This window comes from Dickeya aquatica (assembly GCF_900095885.1).
GTDB lineage: Bacteria > Pseudomonadota > Gammaproteobacteria > Enterobacterales > Enterobacteriaceae > Dickeya > Dickeya aquatica.
Genome location: NZ_LT615367.1, coordinates 1,237,155 through 1,255,262, shown reverse-complemented (window position 1 = coordinate 1,255,262; position 18,108 = coordinate 1,237,155). Strand labels below are relative to the sequence as shown.

Here is an 18,108-nt window from a genome sequence, read left to right as displayed (position 1 = left end):
CAAGACGAGAGACCAATACGGGCTTTCCCTGAAAAAAGCGGCGCGTGCCTGACACAAACCGCTTTTTTATTCTGCTTGTTTTTACTCTGTTTGTTTTCATTCGGCTTACCGTTCACGCGGTAAGCGGCTTCGCTTGACGATGGGCGCGGCGTTATACTTTTTCGTCCAGTAGCCCTTCAGCAAAGCGCGCCAAACGCTGCAACCCATACTCCCACGGGCCAAACCCTGACTCGGCATTAATATGGCCGCCCTCGCCGACATCAACCAAATCACTCCCCCAGGCATTCGCCCAATACTCCGCACGGGAGAATGTCATCAGTGGATCGTTATGGCTGGCAAAGGCAAGGCTGGGTACCGACAGCGGCAGGGCATGAATACTCTCTTCTATCTCAAAACGCATCGGTTCAGCGGGTGCAACCAACATCACACCAGCAATGCCCGGCGCATTCTGTTGCACCATTTGGCAGGCAGCAAGCGCACCAAAACTGTGTCCTATTAACACCACTGGCTTGTCACAGGTTGACAGTTCACGCCGGATGGCCAGCACCCAGCGATCCAGATGTGGCTGATACCACTCCTTCTGGCGAATACGCCGCCAAAACGGAAACCGGCGCTCCCAATAACTTTGCCAATGGTCGTCATCACTGTCGCGTAATCCTGGTACCAGCACCATGGTCAGGCGTGCATCAAGGGCCACCAGCCGGTTATCCACTTCTGTTGTCTGCATCAGGTTCTGTGTCTCCCTGTTGATTGTCTGCCAGGGGGGTGGCACACCCGGCGAATGGCGGACACCCCACATCCCTTCATTACAATTTGATAACAATATTAGTCTGGTTTACAGCCTACCACGGGATGAGCAATTTGTATTCTGCCTTCGACACCCCAGGACGCCGGCGTCTCAATGCCAGAAGGCATCCCTCAGCAACAAATAAAAAGCCACCGCACGTCGGCTTACCCAGGCAGGCGCTACTTTCGCTGTGATTAAATGCTATCGGCCAGGAATTTAGCACTGCACCTATTGAATTTGGCCCTTGCTCCGGCGTAGATTGAGCACCGATTCCACTATCGACTGTAGCTTGCCTTGGCTGTGTGTGACACATGACAGGTAAATGCAGCGATAACAGGAAGAACGGTGGCGGTTACCCCGTTCCTGAACGCTAAACTGCGCAATCGGAATCATTGCTGGCGTGACAAAGCTGGAGAGAAATCAGTGAAGTACTTATTCATGGGCGTTTCATTTATTCTGTTTTTATGGGTAGGCACTTTTTTACTGATGCTGGAATAATCCTGACGATATTTCCTCATCATTTTCGGCAGGCAACAGGCCTGTCGTGATAACAATAAAACATCATCAGGCACACAAGAAAGACGAATAGACGACAGGCTGGCCGGAGCAATCCGCCAGCCTGTTTTTTCTCGCTGTGATCCTGCGTGGCACAACAAGTACGGGTCGCTGTGCATTGCTCTTAGTCAATAGCTGCCGTTGCCCAAGGCATTCAGTATCAGCGCTATCGCTCCTGCCAGTGCCAGCCAGGGGCCAAACGCCAGCGGCTGTTGCATATTCATGCGGCGAACACTGCGCCATACCAGCGTTATCACCAGCCCGGCCAAGGACGCTATCAACACCAGATTGGGGAGCGCCTGCCACCCCACCCACGCACCTAGCGCTGACAGCAGTTTAAAATCACCATGTCCTAATGCCTCCCGGCCACTCAGCAGGCGAAACGCCCAGTAAATCAACCATAGCGACAGATAGCCTGCCAGTGCGCCGATCACCGCCTCACTGAGCGGGACAAAGGTATCAGACAGGTTAAACGCCAGGCCAAGCCATAGCAGGGGAAACGTCAAGACATCCGGTAGCAGTTGAGTGCGGGCATCAATAGTCGCCAGCACTAACAGCAAGCTGAAACACACGGAGGCCCCCAGTAGCGCAAACCCTGGTTGCCAGAGCGCCCCTGCCAGCATAAACAGCGCACCGGTGAGCAGTTCCGTCAGCGGATAGCGCCACGACACCTCGCCACCACAGCAGTGCGCACGCCCACGCAGCCATAACCAGCTCAGTAAGGGGATATTATCAATCACCCGCAAACGCTTAGAGCAGTGCGGGCAGGATGAGGGCGGCCAGATAAGATCATAACGGCTGGCGGGAACACCCGCTGGCATATTCAGGTGGAAACGCGCCTCCTGTTGCCAGCGGCGCTCCAGCATCTGTGGTAAACGATAAATAACCACATTCAAAAAGCTGCCAATCATCACCCCCAGCAACAGCAAGGTTGCCAGCCAAACGCGCGGAAACGCGCTGGCGAAGGCGAGCAGATCCATGTTTTTCTCCCATCCTATCCCTGACAGCCGCTATGCTGACATAAGCCGATAACCCACACCAGACTGACGGATAATTACGCCCGGCTTTTGCGCACAGGCTCGCAAATAGGTTGATACGCACGAAACTACATACAGCCAAAGCACGCACGTCCAGAGCACGCTTTTTACAGCACGCGTTCGAGTGACAGGCGAGTCACTTCCACCATACCGGGGCTATTCGGCACCGACGATACATCAAGCCCTTGAGTGGTCACGCCGTTTTTCTGCTCCAGTTCAGCCAGCCAGTGCAGCAGGTTATTAAAATCACTGCGCGCCAGCGTCACTGACACCTGTGACGCTTGTGGTTGCATGCGCAACACCGTAATGCCATAGCGTGCCGCGCTTTGCGGCACCAGCACCGTCAGGCTGATATCACGCCCGGCAATTTGCCGACGCGCCCCTTCAGGCGGCGGCAGCCGGGGAGACTGTTGCTGCATCCAGCGTACTGTCTGGCGCTCTCGGTCAATGGTCATCTGCCACTGGCGCGCCATCTCTTGCCACGGCATCCAGCATAAGTAGTAGAGCAGGCATAACGCCAGCAGTGCGCCGCAAGACAACGTCATCAACCGCTCCCGCGGGCTCATTACCTGCCAGCGACGACGTAACTCATTCATGGCTGACTCCTTAGCACCAGTTGACCTTCCACATGATCTTTTTCTTGCTTCATTTCACCCGGCGGGATTTGAAAATAGGCTTGCGCCTGTTGCCGAAATTGTTCCATTTGCGCATAGGACGTCGCCCGCAGACTCAAACGCAGTTCATCACGGCTGCGTTCATAAGAGAGCGACTGAAGCGAAACCCCCTCATTTTGCGCCACCAGTTGCTGTAGCCGGTTCATCTGCTCGGTCAGCGCAAACCCGCTGGTACCATTGCTGGCTTCTTGCAAGTGGCGCTGCATTTGTGCCCTGGGGTTAGACACCTGCTTCTCATCAGGAAAAAGCTTGCGGTAAACCCGGACACTCTCCTGACGCCAGTAATCAGCCTGACGGTATAACTGATAATGCGTCCAGACTGACTCACCCAGCACCAGCAACAGCCAGGCCGCTAAGGCAATCAGCACACTGCGCCAGGGCAAAATCGCCTGTTGCCAGGGTTTGACCGGCGTAAACTCCGCCTGGCGCAAATCCATACTTAAAGGGAGGTTGGCCTGCGCGGCCAGCGTGAGCAAATCCGTCACAGGTTGCGGCTGCCAGGTGAGTGCCGACGCAGGCACCGGGCTATAACAATGTACCGCAGGTAATGGCTGGAAACCGGCAAGCAATGTCTGATACCAACTGGCTTCTGCCGCCATCACCACGCCGGACGCTTGCCGAAACAGCCACACATTCTGATGATGGATAGCACTCCAGGCGCTGTCCGCCCGCGGCAATACCAGCGCATCCGGCAATAAGGTTTCCAGCGTGACACCAAGGTCGGCACACTGCGTAAGCCAGGCTTGCAGACGTGATTTCTGCACCACGGCAACGGTCGCATTTTCGCCTTGTATCTCCATAACGGCAAAATGCAGTTGATCGATATCGCAGGCCACCTGCTCCTCAAGCATAAACGGAATGGCCTGTAGCAACTGCCGACGCGACTGGCGTGGCAACGACAGCGAATGAAATGTCACTTCCGTTGACGGCACCAATACGCGTGCCGACATCACCGGATAATCCTCCAGCACGGCGTGTAACTGAGCCTGGGTGCCTTGCCCTTGTGTCACCACCTGATGACGGCTGACCGACCAAATCAGCCACTCCAGATGATCGGATGCATCAGCACTCAAACGCAGGATAACCTGCTGCTTACCGCTGACGTTTTCTGTCCTGTTCATGGGTTCACCGTCCTATATCCCCCGTACTGACGCTGTACCACCTCGATCTGTGTACCTCGATGAAACAGACTGCGTTGATAGAATTCACTGTCGTCTACCCGTATTTGAATATCGGCGAAAAACCAGTCGCTTTTGACCGCCAGAACTTGCTGTGCACCATTTTTGACGTTTTCTGGCAGACCGGATGCCGCCATAAAGTCTTTGAGGTTGCGCCATCCCTGAGGCGGACGCTGAGTCAAAATACGCTCGGCCCCATCAATGCTGACTTCTCCCCTAAACAGGGCTGATAACAACGGAGCGTGTTCTGGTGTCAGTGTATTGATATTGATAACCAGTTTATCGACGGGTAACACGCAAACGTAAGGTAGCAATCGGCGATATAGCCCGGCATTGACCCCTAATACCGCGCGCAATTCAGTGACATCCGTCATTCGTTGATTACCAGGATGAAAGTTAGCATAACTGTCATCTTCAGCACCGTTCATCAGCGGTTCCGTATCCTCATCAAGCCAGTCGCGCACGGCATCAGTCACAGCGTCAGCGTGTTTGGGGTCTTCCCCCAGAACCATCAGCAACTGACGAAAAACCTGTGCAGCGTAGGGCCCGTGTTCCTGATCCCCCCCACCCACTTTAGGCGGTGATGACGTCTCACTACGGTTGCTATTCCCTGATGTGTTCCCCGAGGCCGAAGTATTGCCCCCGTTACTGTTTGCAGGAGCTGGTTTTTTCGGCGGGCTGAGTGCATTCAGATTAAGACACGCTTGCCCGTCCTGAACCTGGGCGCGAATTTCACTGCCATCAGCCATCTGCTGGTGATCGACTTTCGACCAGGACTGACCAATGAACGTTATCTCCGGCGAATCGAGCGCATCGCGTTGCAAGGTACTGGCAATCAGCGCTTCGGCACCCAATGCATACCAGCGTGCCTGAGTACGATTGAGTAAATTGCTGGTTCGTTGCCACGCTTTACCGCTACGTTCAGTAATCGATGCCGCAATTGTCACCATCAGTGACAGCATCAACATCACAATTAATAGTGCGACACCACGTTGCCGACGACTCATGAATCACCTCCGCTATTGTCATCAGCCACTGGCGCACTCGGCTCATCTGACGAAGATGTGTCGGTATTATCCGCTGGCGTTTGCTCGCCACCCTCTTTGTTGTCTTCGTTGTTGGTATTGCCGTTCGCAGGCCCTTTAGCCTGAGCCGGAAGGTAGCGCGGAGTGACGATAAAGATACGCGTTATCTCACCGTAATCACGCAACGTCACCACGACGGCAATACCTTGTGGCAAGGCGGTGGCATCATCCCATTTGTCCTGCCATCCATCCTTACCAAAAAACCGTAATACAAATCCGCTGACGTTGGTGAGCAGTGGTCGTACCGCCGCTTCTTGCGTTGATAACGGTTCAGATGAGTCATGAAACAGGCGTTCAAGCACGTCACCACGCAGTCGATACCCTACCCGTTGCAGCTCGGAGCGCGGCAAGATTCCCAGCGGATTCAGCCAGCCATTTCGAATAAAACTGACCGCCCAGTCGGTACTCCCCAGTTGATAGCGCTCAGCATAAAAACCCAGCTCGTAGCCCTGACTGCGACGCGGTACAATTTGTGAAAAATCGCGCTCGATCAGAGAAAAAGCCCGCTGTAACTCCGACAATCGCGCCTCTTTACGCGCTGAAGCCTCATCGTTGCGCATCACGCCGTTCATCACCTGAGACGCCGCCAGGCTGAGGGCGGCGAAAATCGCCAGCGCCAGCATCACCTCCAGCAGAGTAAAGCCGTAAACTGAACGCCTCACCGTGCAGGCTCTCCCGGGTTGACCTGATAACTACGCAATACCGCATCAGCCACCCGGCTGTCACGATCGTGGCGCACTTCTACATCCACCGCCCGCACCGACGGGTCCGCCGTCGCCACGCCCTGAATGCGCCAAAACCAACTGGAGCCGGCAAAATTAATTTCACCATCAACCCATTGCGTTTGCGGCCACTGTTTTTCCAGTCGCATCGCCGCCTGCTGATTTTCGGCTATCCATAACGCAAGCGTCTTTTCTTCCAGCCGACTCAGGCTGTTTGCCTGCTGTGCGGTGGTTTTCAGCACCGTTAAGCCAGCCAGCGCGAAAATCACCAACGCTACCATCACTTCAAGCAACGTCATTCCCTGTTGTTTCATGCGCAGACTGTCCTTAATGTTCTGATTCCGATGAGGTTTTTACCTGCCCGTTGGTATCTACCTGAAGCCAGGTAACATCACTGCCATTACGCAAGCTCAGACGAAACGGCGTCACCTCACCGCCTGGCAGAATCAGAATATGCGGGTCGCCATTGCCTGGTGAAAACCCGGTTCCTTCACCCGCCACAGCCTGAGTAGAGAGCTCTATCTGGAAGCTGGCTGGCAGTTCGCTGGGGGATGACATTCGATACGGTTGCCAGGGTATCCAGACATAGCGCAAACGTTGCTGATCCTCCGGCGAATTCTCCACCACCTGACGTTGCAGTAATGCGTACTGCCAGCGGTGGGGCTGGATATAAATCCCCAGGATATGGTCATTCATCTGACTCTCCTCCACCGCATACTGCAATTGTGCTTTAAAACGGGCTATTTGCCATTCACTGCTCTGCTGTTTCGGCGCAGGGATTGCCATCATCACCAGCGTGGCAGCCACGCCAGCCAGTAACACGACCAGCATGATTTCCAGTAGCGTAAACCCGCGCTGACGCACGGTTACTGATTCCCGTTATTGCTATTGGCGTTACCGTGCGTACCGTTACCCACATTCCAGTTACCAATATCATCATCCGTTTCCGGCATGCCATCAGGCCCATAAGAGAACACATCAATCTTGCCGTGATGCCCAGGGCTTACCAGTTGATACTCAGCCCCCCACGGGTCCTGCGGCAGACGGCGGATATACCCATCCTGCGGGTAGTTACGCGCTTCCGGCGGCGTAGTCGGTTTTTTCACCAATGCCGCCAGACCTTGCTCGGTTGTGGGGTAACGGCTGTTATCGAGTTTGTACATGTCCAGCGCACTCTCCAGCGCCACTATGTCGCTGATGGCTTTCTGCCTGTCGGCTTTTTCTTTATTGCCCATCAGGTTGGGCACAACCAGGCTTGCCAATACGCCAAGAATGACGATGACCACCATAATTTCCAACAGGGTAAAACCTCGCTGACGTCGTTCCATCTTTTTCTTACCTCATTAACGTATCAATCTTTGCTACATACTCATCAGGGTGTTCAATTGCAGGATAGGCTGGAGAATAGCCAGCACGATAAACAACACAATCCCCGCCATACTGACGACCAGTAACGGTTCAAATAACCCCAACGCCAGCGTCATCTGAGCGCTGAACTCTCTATCCTGATTATCTGCTGCACGCGTTAACATGCTATCAAGTTCACCGCTACGCTCACCGCTGGCTATCATATGTCGCATCATCGGTGGAAACAGCGATGTCTGCTCCAGCGCCTTGTGCAGGCTCACGCCTTCACGTACAGCATCCGTGGCCTGTCCCAGCCGGAAACGGGCATAGTCGTTGGTCAACACATCGCCGCTAATACGCATCGCCTGAAGTAATGGCACTGCGCTGGAGTTAAGGATACTGAGCGTGCGGGCATAGCGGGCGGTATTAAGCCCGCGGGCAATACGCCCGATCAGCGGTAAAAACAGCAGACGGCGATGAAACACCAGTCGGTATTTTTCCTGACGCAGCAAAACCCGGCCGCCCATAATCAGCACCACCAGCAACAGCACCACCCAAGGGCCAAACGTTCTGACAGCATCGCTCACACTCATCAAAAGACGGGTCGAAAGCGGCAGAGCCTGCTTCATGTGAATAAACTGCTCAACCACCTTAGGTACCACCGCAGAAAGCAAAATGGACACCACCGAGATCGCCACCAGCGTCAACACACAGGGATAGATCATGGCTTGCTGGATACGGCTGCGCATCTGCTGGCGCTGTTCGGTGTAATCCGCCAGCCGGTTGAGCACGGCGTCCAGATGCCCCGATGCCTCCCCCGCTGCAACCATTGCACAGTACAAACGCTCAAAACTGCCGGGAAAATTCCCCATCGCTTCAGCCAGCGAGTGCCCTTCCACCACTTTGCCCCGCACCGCCGCCATTAATGCACTCAGTTTGGGTTTTTCACTCTGTTTGGCTACCGCATCCAAAGCCTCTTCCAGCGGTAACGCCGCCGCAACCAACGTTGCCAGTTGGCGAGTCAGTAATGCCAAGTCACTTGCGCTAATGCGGTGAGAACGGCGTAAGGATAAAGAGAAACCGTTACGGGTGTTCATTTCACCCCGTTGTTCTTCAATCCGAACCGGTATCAGCCCTTTTTCACGCAGCAACTGACGGGCATGACGTGCGGAATCGGCCTCCTGCATCCCCTGGCTCTTTTTTCCCTGAGCATTCAATGCCTGATACTGGAACAGCGCCATGTCATTCCTCTTTTGTTACACGTACCACCTCTTCCCAGGTGGTTATCCCCGCCAGAACCTTATCCAGGCCATCCTGACGAATTGTTACCCGCTTCTCTCCCAGCATACGGGCAATCCCTAACTCACTTTCGCCACGGTGAATGGCGGTACGCACCGTATCATCAATAAGCAACAATTCATGAATGCCTGTCCGGCCACGATATCCCGTGTAATTACACTTATCACACCCACCAGGATGATAAAGCGTGGTGCCTTGTGGCAGGCTGGTTTGCTCTGCCTGCTCCGCGTCAATCGTATACGGCTGGCGGCATTCAGGGCATAGCGTGCGCACCAGCCGCTGGGCCAGAACGCCCAACAACGAGGTAGAGAGCAAAAATGGCTCAACCCCCATATCCTGTAAACGAGATAACGCCCCCAGTGCACTGTTGGTATGCAAGGTGGACAACACCAGGTGCCCGGTCAGAGAGGCTTGCACCGCGATTTGCGCCGTTTCACCGTCGCGGATCTCACCGACCAGCACCACATCCGGGTCCTGACGCAAAATAGCACGCAGCCCACGGGCAAAGGTCATGTCTACTTTCGGGTTAACCTGTGTCTGGCCAATGCCGTCGAGTTCGTATTCAATCGGGTCTTCTACCGTCATGATATTACGCTCGGCAGAATTGAGACGGCTCAAGGCCGCATACAGGGTGGTACTTTTTCCCGAACCGGTAGGCCCGGTGACCAAAATGATGCCGTGAGGGCGATGGATAAGCGTATCTAACTGACGGCGATGATGAGCCGCCATGCCTAACGTTTCCAAATCCAGACGAACACTGTTTTTATCAAGCAGACGCAATACCACACGCTCCCCATAATTGGAGGGCAGCGTGGAGACGCGCACATCGATGGCACGACCACCAATGCGCAACGCCATGCGTCCATCCTGCGGAATGCGTTTTTCTGCAATATCCAGCTTCGTCATCACCTTGATACGCGATACCAGCAGTGATGCCAGTTGCCGCTGCGGGCGCAGAATTTCACGCAATACCCCATCAATACGAAACCGAATCAACAAATGACGCTCAAAGGTTTCAATATGAATATCCGACGCCTTGTGTTTAATGGCCTCGGTTAGCATGGCGTTGATGAGACGAATAATCGGCGCATCGTCCTCGGCATCCAGCAGGTCATCGCTGTCTGGCAGTTCCTCTGCCAGAGTATAAAAATCGATATCGTTACCGATATCTTCCATCAACCGGCGCGCCTCTTCGGAGTCTCGCTGATAGCGCATCACCAGTTGCCGCTCAAACTCGTCCGGGCTGACTTGTGTGATAGCGAGCTCCCGGCCCGCTACCCGCCGCGCCTCCAGCAACGCCTGAGCGGGCGTTTGCGGCACACAGAAAACCTCAGCCACGTCAGCAGCATCGCTCTGCAATAGCAAAATCTGCTGAGCCCGGGCAAATGCAAAAGGCAATACCGGCCGTAATTCAGCCGTGTTGATGGGCTGATCGCTCATCGGCCCTCCGGCTGATAAAACGCGGCGATAGACGACTGCACCTGACGGAAGGTGTAGCTATTGCCCCCGGGCAGACGCACCGTATTGCTGTCAAGCACACCTTTGCCATCACCGCGTTGCTGTTGCTGTTCATTATTAAAGCTACGGTATTTGCTGATAGACGCATCCTGAAACTGTTGAGGGTCACGAATAATCGTTGGGCGCAGGAACAGCATCAGGTTACGTTTGCTCATCGTCTGGCTCTTTGAACGGAACAGATTACCCAACACAGGAATATCCCCTAATAACGGTACTTTGTTATTGGTTTCAATCGTGCTTTTATCCAGTAAACCGCCGACCACCACGGTTTCACCGTTTGTCACCATGACGGCATTATTCACCGTGCGGGTATTAAACGTCGCACCCAGCGAGCTGTTTGTGCTGTTGTTACTGTCCGCCACACTGGACACTTCCTGCTCTATTTGCAACAGCACCGAGTCGCCCTCATTAATCTGCGGTTTCACGCGCAATTTAATGCCCACCGTTTTGCGCTCAACGGTGTTAAAAATATTGTTCCCAGATCCCACCGTCGTTTGCGAACCTGTGAGTACCGGGACTTCCTGACCCACATTGAAGGTGGCTTCCATATTATCCAGCGTAACGATACTCGGCGTAGCGAGTACGTCGTTTTTGCTGTCGCTGGACAGGGCTGTCAACAACATCGACCAGTTACCCCGGTAGAAACCAGCCGCAATACCGTTGAAGCTGCCGAGCGCACTCGCGTAGCTCGTCGTGAGCGTGCCATCACTGCGGTATTGATCGGTGCCAATAACCGCCGTCGAAATCGGAATGCCGGTATTGGTAAATTGGGTCATTCCGGCACGCTTATTGGCCCACTGGATGCCCAGATTCAGCCCATCTGCATCCTGAATTTCAGCAATAATAGCCTCAACCAGTACCTGTGGACGGCGAATATCCAGTTGATTAATCACCTGCTCAAGGTCACGCATGATATCGGGTGGTGCCGTGATGATGAGCGAGTTAGTCTGGTCATGCGCACGAACAATCACTTCCTTACCTTGAATGGTAATGGTGCGACCACCAGAACTATTGGCGGAGCCAAACGCTGAACCAAAGCCCATGCTTGAGTTCGATGATGAGGATGTGCTACCCGACGATGAGTTGGATGAGCTAGTGGTGCTGTTATTGTTAGTCGAACCGCTTCCCGCACGGGATGAAGACGACGAACGGGAGGAATTCGATGACGAATTGCGATTACCGCTGGTTCCATTACCTGCCAGTACCTCAATGAGATCCAACGCTTTAGCATACTTCAGGTAAATTACCTTGGTTCCGCCTTGCACCACCTGTTTGCGATCCAGTTGACGAATCATCTCGACTGCACGGTTACGCGCGTTCTCCTCACCGCTCACGACAACCGAGTTGGTGCGCTCGTCAGCAACCACATTGGCAACCATCGTACTTGGTAAGGCGTTTTTCTCGTCATTCTTACCCAGTTCGTTTATCAGCTTAGCCACATCCTCTGCCGAAGCATGCGTCAGTGGCACTGTCACCATCTCTCTGTCACCAGTTTTATCAACCGTATCAACGATTTCCACCAGACGTTTGATGACCGCTGCTCGCCCGGTCATCAACAACACGTTCGACGGTTCGTAATGCACCACCGTACCGGCACCGGCGTTATCATTTAACTGGCGTAACAACGGTGCCAGATCGCGGGCCGTCACATTACTCAGCGGCACCACTCGCGTTACCAGCTCATCACCAACGCCCGGCTGCGCACTGTTCGCCAGTGGAATCGAGGAGGATTTTGCGTCTTTTGAGCGAATGACTTTCAGTACCCCGTTATCCATTGGCACAACGGAAAAACCATAGACATCGAGTACGCTAAGAAAGAACTGATAATATTGATCTTCGTTCATCATATCGTAGCTGCGAACACTGATGGTGCCACGTACCGTAGGATCAATAATGACCGTTTTGTTTAAATTCTTACTGACGGTATTAATGAATTCTTGAATATCCGTCCCTTTAAAACTGGCAGAGAATTCCGCCGACCAGCTATATGTTGAGCCGAGCAGGAGAACGGTAAACCCCAGCCACCCCCAGCGTTTTTTTATCCTTTTGCCAAGCACGTTACTCGTCTCCCCCAAATTCCATATAAATATCCTGCCGTTGGCCATCCCGCTCCACGGTCAGGGTAAAGTTGTGCACATCAGCCATACGCTCCATAGCCTTTTTTGCCTGTTCCTCATCACGTAAATCCAGGCCATTCAGGGCAACAGCCATATCATTATCCTGAAGCCCGACACGATAGAATGAATCACTTTTCGGCCCAGGGTTCAGCCGATAACCTTGCAACTTGTTATCATTAATAATCGGGGAAAATGAAACATAATCGCTCATCGCCGTCGATGCTCGCTGTTGCAATTGCTCTTTTAACTGCGCGCCAGGTACACCGTCAGAACTCCCTTCCTCCTGGCCGTACAATCCCAGCACTTCATAGCGCCCCTGATATTGCAGCACCACCTTATCTGCGCGAATGGAGACAATTTTGGCGCTATAACCAGGCACGTCTTCATTTACTCCACGGCTAAATTGCTCATTATCTTTACTAATAATGGCGATAGAACGGGACGCATCGTCCCCCACCATGACACCAGTCAGTGAGAGATTCAGGGTTGAAGGCGGCAAGTCCGTCATCTGCGATGCGTCCAGCGCTCCGGCTTTGCCTTTATCAGGTGACAAACCAAACAGAGTGAAATCATTCAGGGTGACAGGCTGTTGCCGCGCCTGGGCTGGCGTTATTTGCACACTGGCTATCGGCGTGTTGTCGGGCAGGCCGATACGCCAGAAGATCATTGCCAATTGTTGGCAAATCAACAGCATCAAAAGATAAAACGAAATCCGTCTGATGACAGACGGAGATAACGGTGGCAGTTTCGTGATATTCATCTGCAAACATTATCCCTATGTGTTCGCCGATTATCCTTGCCGCATTCATCACACGGCATAAGGGCCATACAACGTCGTTTCAAAGCGTGCCAGCACACCTGCAAAATACGACGTATCTGTATACTACTTACTGTCTTTGCATCATCCGGCACTCCCCGCCCCCGGTGTTCAGGTCGATAACCCTGTGGCCATGACACGAATACTGATACACCCTAAAAGCGTGGAGACACCACCATGATACTGACTCGTCTGCGACTGTGCCTGCTGCAACAGCGTGCACAGCACGGGCTTTTGCCTGCCTAATCGTATTATCGGCAGACAGGCGTCCTGTTTCCTGTTGTGCCAGACGATTTGCCGCACCGATGGTGCCGGATAAAGGCTAAAAGCGCTCAACAATGTAACGCAGGTTTATGGCAAACAATCACCCGTTCAGCCACTGTTTTCCCCGCTATTTTTCAGTAACGAAAAATTTTTAACAACGAAGCACACCTAACGAACAAACCGGCCTGAACATCAAAATACAGCGCAGCAAAACAACTGGGACACATATGATTTCCGGATACGGAATAATCACATTTCATTTACATCAACACGATATATTTATATATCGTGACGTTACTTATTGTAATGAAAGAAACATCACAACGCTTATTTCTTCTCTATCCGTCTCTTGTCTGCCAAGGGGCGTTAAATACGATAAACACCGGAAAAATCATCACCCGTTATTTATTATTCACCCCGACAAGCAGAGTAACAGACTCCTCATATTGCTGTCTTACTCAACGTTGCAGATTGTGGACATTCCTCAGGATAGCCACCACTGAGTGACTGATGATATATTCCCCACGGTCATCTTTTTAAGCACACTTATTTTTCATACCGTGCCAATCAAACAGAAACATCACCAATCTGACAGTAAAACGCCGTTTCATTAAACCATATCCCTGGTTTTTTTTTGCGACCAGGCTCAAAATTTTACTGGCATTAGTGAGCAACGTAATAGAATGTTGTTGAAATGGCATTCAGGTCACATAAACAGGATTAAGCGTTGATTATTCCTTCTCTTTTCCTGAAAAATAAGGCAACGGGCAGTCATTCGATTGCACCTGTTGTCATGCGTCTGGGATAGGCGTAAGGCCGTATAACGTTTGAGGTAAAACGTGGAAAATACACCGGAAGTTAGCACATCATATCAAACGCATTATCGTATTCCCGGTTACTTGCTGATTGTCTATGCCGTGCTGGTATTTGGCTTAGGGTGGTTTGCTCACCAACGCTGGTCAGACATTCATCCCCCTTCAACATCAACAGCGTCTGCGGCGACCATCGCCCATCCATCTGGCGCTAACGACGTGGTGTTACCAACGCACAAAAACAATGATGATGCCTCACACCGCACATTGCTTCAGCCAGGAGCAACGGCACTGGCAACAGCGCTGGCAGAACCGTCGCCAGAAGGCACTGAAGAAACCAGCGCCGCCCCGACAGCCACCGTTTCTGCGGTAAAAGGCTGGCAAACCGCTAAACCAGGCGAACTGCCTTATATTGCCTTCAGTGCACATGTGTATACCTCTGATACAGACAAACGCAGCGTTACGCTGAATGGCGAGCGTTATCGTGAGGGAGACATGCCATATCCTGGGCTTATTATTGAGCAAATTGAACAGGATATGGTGATTCTGAGTTTTGATGGCGAGCCGTTTATTCTGGACTCACTGCAAGACTGGCCCGGCGGAAAACCGGATACGGACGCAACCACAACTAACGATGAGTCAGGCGAAAGCAAACCGACGCTGAAAGCGCCAAAGGCCGCAAAAACAGCAAAACGTGATTAGCCGGTGGCGTGATGCGTGGTCATCGGCACAATACAACTGCGGGCTACACCACGCAGTTGTATTGGCAACAGCATTTAGCGGGTGGTACGCATGGCATCAATAAACGGCGCTATCGAGCGATTAAAAGCAGAACACTGTGTCGTCTTGGGCGTGCCATCTTTCACCAGCCCCTGATACAGGTTCTCACTCAGTTGAGGTAACGACGTATAACGGCGCGTATCCCACCCTTTTTGCGCGGCAACTTTCATTGCCGTTTTAAGGAACACACCGTCATCAGGTAAATCACTGCGCTCACACTGCACCCGCAGGTATTTACTGGCCGCAACCAACGATGCCAGTTGGTTAATCTGTTCATTGACCGATACGCTGGCAGCCGCCCCCGTCGGTGCAGTGCTGGGTTTCTTCGGTGCATTCTGGCACGCAGCCAGCCCCAGACAGCAAAGCCCCAGCAAAGCCGTTTTAGCTGAAAATAACGCGCGTAATGAAGATAATGATTTTAGCGAAGATAATTGCATGACTCGACTCGTCTTATTGATTAAGTTCCATCTCAGGAATGGCTAGCAAACCACGCTCCCTTTGCCGCGACAAGCAGCGACAAAGGAGGGCGTGATCAAAGCATCAGAAAAATATTTCTGCAAGCCAGACTGACGGCTTACTCGGCTTTTTTAGTTGCGCCAAACACCCCATCCGCCCGGAACATGGCTTTAATGCCTCGCACCGCCTGACGAATGCGATCCTGATTTTCTATTAGCGCAAAGCGAACGTGGGTGTCACCATAATCTCCAAAACCGATCCCTGGCGACACACAGACCTTAGCTTCGGCTAACAGGCGCTTGGCAAACTCCAGCGATCCCAAATGGGCATAGGCATCTGGGATTTTTGCCCACACATACATCGACGCTTTTGGCTCATCCACCATCCATCCCGCCTCATGTAGCCCACGCACCAGCACATTACGGCGCTGGCGATATTGCTCGGCAATATCGCGCACGCATTGCTGGTCACCTTCCAATGCTGCGATTGCTGCCACCTGCAAGGGCGTAAACGTCCCGTAGTCGTGATAACTCTTGATACGCGCCAGTGCACTCACCAGCTCAGAATTACCAACCATAAAACCGATACGCCAGCCCGCCATGTTGTAGCTTTTAGAGAGGGTAAAGAACTCAACGGCAATCTCTTTGGCACCCGGCACCTGCATAATTGAAGGCGCTTGCCAGCCATCATAGACAATATCGGCATAGGCCAGATCGTGCACCACCAGGACACCGTACTGTTTCGCCAGCGCCACCACGCGTTCAAAAAAGTCCAGATCCACGCACTGGGCCGTTGGGTTTGAGGGAAAGCCCAAAATCATCATTTTGGGTTTGGGAATACTCTCTCTGATGGCACGCTCCAGTTCGGTGAAAAAATCGACCCCATCAACCAGCGGAACCGATCGAACCTGTGCGCCAGCAATCACGGCACCATAAATGTGGATGGGATAACTCGGATTTGGTACCAGCACCGTATCACCATGATCCAGTGTCGCCAGCATCAAGTGAGCTAACCCCTCTTTAGAACCGATAGTGACAATAGCCTCGCTTTCCGGGTCAATATCAACCTGATAGCGCTCTGCGTACCAACGGGAAATAGCCCGACGCAAACGCGGAATACCGCGTGATGTCGAATAGCCATGCGTGTCTTCACGCTGAGCCACCGTGCAGAGTTTTTCAACAATATGCGGCGGCGTTGGGCCATCGGGATTACCCATACTAAAATCAATGATGTCCTCACCGCGACGGCGGGCTGCCATCTTCAGTTCTGCGGTGATATTAAAAACATAAGGAGGGAGACGTTCAATGCGCGAGAAACGACGTGGAGAGTTAAAATCAGCCATAGGATCCTCAAAATAACGTGAGCGCCCGGACCGTCCGAGCGACGCCTGATCCGCGAAGCGGAGCGTTTTTCACCCTATCCCAGTTCAGTAAAGCTGTCGATAGCAGCGCGCATTTTTTTATCGTTCTTCCACTTTCGTGCAGTTCGGGTGAAGGCTGCGGTATTCACAGACGTCAATCACCGCGCCGAATAAAAGACGTTATCAGGCTCTTTCACCCGATAACCGAAATCAGTATCTTGGTGCGCCGTAGCGACATGTGACAATGTTTACCCGGTGACAGGCAGCCTATAGCAATACTGCCTGTCTTTCTCTTTGCGAACATTTCGCCATTACCTGAATCGCTTTTCTATCAATTCAGTGACCGCATAGTTGCTGACGTAAAATCTCACCAAAGGAGTGTTGCTGTGCCGCGTATTGTTTATCTGGATGGCCAATATCTGGCTGAATCACAAGCTAAAATTTCAATTTTTGATCGCGGCTTTTTGTTTGCTGACGCCGTATACGAAGTCACCAGTGTGATTAATGGTGGGTTGGTGGATATCGATGCGCATCTGGCACGGCTACAACGCTCTTGTCATGAATTATCGCTCTCTCTGCCTGTCTCGATTGATAAATTAAAAACGATTCATCAGCAGTTAATTGCCAAAAATCAACTTCATGAAGGCGCTATTTATCTGCAAATTAGCCGTGGTAATGCAGGAGATCGTGACTTTTATTTCCCGTCATCAGATATCAAGCCAACGCTGGTGCTGTTTACACAATCACGCCCGATTATCGCACACCCCAAAGCTGAAACCGGCCTATCGGTTGTCACCTGCCCGGATATTCGCTGGCATCGTCGTGATATCAAAACCGTTAGCCTGCTGGCGGCAAGCATGGCAAAAGAGTATGCCCACGCCCACCAGGCGGATGATGCATTGTTGGTTGAAAATGGCTTTATTACCGAGGGAACGTCCTGCAACTGCTACATGGTGCAGGCAGATAACACCGTCATTACGCGTCCACTGAACCATGATATTTTGCACGGCATCACCCGCCAGTCATTGCTGCGGCTGGCCGAACACCATCACATTCGCATAGAAGAACGCCCCTTCTCGCCGCAAGAGGCGCGCCATGCGCAGGAAATGTTCATCACCTCTGCCACCTCACTGGTTCTGCCGGTCATCAGTCTTGATGGACATACTATTGCAGAGGGTAAACCCGGCCCGATAACTCGCCGCCTGCGCGAGATTTATATCGATATGGCCCATGCACAGACGCGCTAATCCATCAGGCTCGCGGCCAGCCCATGCATAGCCCCGTTCCTCTCGGCGGGGCT

18 protein-coding genes are annotated in these 18,108 nt (G+C 52.7%); 3 read left to right on the top strand and 15 right to left on the bottom strand.

All coding sequences use genetic code 11. The annotated features are described in order from the left end of the window. Nucleotides 1-151 precede the first annotated feature (151 nt). Nucleotides 152-727, bottom strand: a complete 576-nt coding sequence (locus DAQ1742_RS05735; protein WP_035343311.1) for an RBBP9/YdeN family alpha/beta hydrolase — start codon at nt 725-727, stop codon at nt 152-154. Between the two features lie 498 nt (nt 728-1,225). Here DAQ1742_RS05735 and ypdK point away from each other — a divergent pair, with 498 nt between their 5' ends. Then, entirely contained in the window at nt 1,226-1,285 is a 60-nt protein-coding gene (gene ypdK, locus DAQ1742_RS20840) for a membrane protein YpdK (RefSeq protein ID WP_099048981.1), read from the top strand. A 185-nt stretch (nt 1,286-1,470) separates the two neighbouring features. On the opposite strand, the gene DAQ1742_RS05725 is transcribed toward ypdK, so the two are convergent. From DAQ1742_RS05725 to gspC, 12 genes are all read right to left on the bottom strand, one after another. Next, nucleotides 1,471-2,322 carry a prepilin peptidase gene (locus tag DAQ1742_RS05725; protein WP_180706251.1) on the bottom strand — a complete coding sequence of 284 codons (852 nt, stop codon included), beginning with the start codon at nt 2,320-2,322 and terminating at the stop codon, nt 1,471-1,473. Nucleotides 2,323-2,486: 164 nt separating this feature from the next. After that, complete coding sequence (gene gspM, locus DAQ1742_RS05720; RefSeq protein WP_035343315.1) at nt 2,487-2,975, bottom strand: type II secretion system protein GspM; 489 nt, start codon at nt 2,973-2,975, stop codon at nt 2,487-2,489. After that, entirely contained in the window at nt 2,972-4,174 is a 1,203-nt protein-coding gene (gene gspL, locus DAQ1742_RS05715; RefSeq protein WP_067487186.1) for a type II secretion system protein GspL, read from the bottom strand. The genes gspM and gspL overlap by 4 nt, the downstream gene beginning before the upstream one ends. Next, entirely contained in the window at nt 4,171-5,238 is a 1,068-nt protein-coding gene (gspK, locus tag DAQ1742_RS05710; protein ID WP_035343320.1) for a type II secretion system minor pseudopilin GspK, read from the bottom strand. Before gspK ends, gspL begins: the two co-directional genes overlap by 4 nt. After that, complete coding sequence (gene gspJ, locus DAQ1742_RS05705) at nt 5,235-5,978, bottom strand: type II secretion system minor pseudopilin GspJ (RefSeq protein WP_074384649.1); 744 nt, start codon at nt 5,976-5,978, stop codon at nt 5,235-5,237. The genes gspK and gspJ overlap by 4 nt, the downstream gene beginning before the upstream one ends. Beyond that, nucleotides 5,975-6,352 (bottom strand): type II secretion system minor pseudopilin GspI, encoded by a 378-nt coding sequence (gene gspI / locus DAQ1742_RS05700; RefSeq protein ID WP_035343324.1) that lies wholly within the window; start codon nt 6,350-6,352, stop codon nt 5,975-5,977. Before gspI ends, gspJ begins: the two co-directional genes overlap by 4 nt. Nucleotides 6,353-6,365: 13 nt before the next feature. Continuing rightward, nucleotides 6,366-6,902, bottom strand: a complete 537-nt coding sequence (gene gspH / locus DAQ1742_RS05695; RefSeq protein ID WP_067487193.1) for a type II secretion system minor pseudopilin GspH — start codon at nt 6,900-6,902, stop codon at nt 6,366-6,368. 2 nt (nt 6,903-6,904) lie between these two features. Beyond that, nucleotides 6,905-7,366 carry a type II secretion system major pseudopilin GspG gene (gene gspG / locus DAQ1742_RS05690; RefSeq protein WP_035343328.1) on the bottom strand — a complete coding sequence of 154 codons (462 nt, stop codon included), beginning with the start codon at nt 7,364-7,366 and terminating at the stop codon, nt 6,905-6,907. A 33-nt stretch (nt 7,367-7,399) separates the two neighbouring features. After that, nucleotides 7,400-8,626: a type II secretion system inner membrane protein GspF gene (gspF, locus tag DAQ1742_RS05685; RefSeq protein ID WP_067487196.1), complete on the bottom strand. Its 1,227-nt coding sequence runs from the start codon at nt 8,624-8,626 to the stop codon at nt 7,400-7,402. Nucleotide 8,627: 1 nt separating this feature from the next. Then, nucleotides 8,628-10,124 (bottom strand): type II secretion system ATPase GspE, encoded by a 1,497-nt coding sequence (gspE, locus tag DAQ1742_RS05680; protein WP_067487198.1) that lies wholly within the window; start codon nt 10,122-10,124, stop codon nt 8,628-8,630. Further along, on the bottom strand, nt 10,121-12,259 hold the full coding sequence (gspD, locus tag DAQ1742_RS05675) for a type II secretion system secretin GspD (RefSeq protein ID WP_035343334.1): 2,139 nt from the start codon (nt 12,257-12,259) through the stop codon (nt 10,121-10,123). The genes gspE and gspD overlap by 4 nt, the downstream gene beginning before the upstream one ends. A 1-nt stretch (nt 12,260) precedes the next feature. Beyond that, nucleotides 12,261-13,079 (bottom strand): type II secretion system protein GspC, encoded by an 819-nt coding sequence (gene gspC / locus DAQ1742_RS05670; protein WP_035343338.1) that lies wholly within the window; start codon nt 13,077-13,079, stop codon nt 12,261-12,263. 1,160 nt (nt 13,080-14,239) lie between these two features. Between gspC and gspB the strand changes: the two genes are divergently transcribed. After that, entirely contained in the window at nt 14,240-14,914 is a 675-nt protein-coding gene (gspB, locus tag DAQ1742_RS05665) for a type II secretion system assembly factor GspB (RefSeq protein ID WP_035343340.1), read from the top strand. A gap of 74 nt (nt 14,915-14,988) precedes the next feature. Here gspB and gspS read toward each other — a convergent pair whose 3' ends face one another. Beyond that, the gene (gene gspS / locus DAQ1742_RS05660) at nt 14,989-15,429 is read right to left on the bottom strand and encodes a type II secretion system pilot lipoprotein GspS (protein WP_051124100.1); all 441 of its coding nucleotides are present in this window, start codon (nt 15,427-15,429) and stop codon (nt 14,989-14,991) included. 137 nt (nt 15,430-15,566) lie between these two features. Then, nucleotides 15,567-16,790: an alanine transaminase gene (alaC, locus tag DAQ1742_RS05655; protein ID WP_035343342.1), complete on the bottom strand. Its 1,224-nt coding sequence runs from the start codon at nt 16,788-16,790 to the stop codon at nt 15,567-15,569. Between the two features lie 404 nt (nt 16,791-17,194). Between alaC and DAQ1742_RS05650 the strand changes: the two genes are divergently transcribed. Next, entirely contained in the window at nt 17,195-18,055 is an 861-nt protein-coding gene (locus DAQ1742_RS05650; RefSeq protein WP_035343343.1) for a D-amino-acid transaminase, read from the top strand. Nucleotides 18,056-18,108 lie beyond the last annotated feature (53 nt).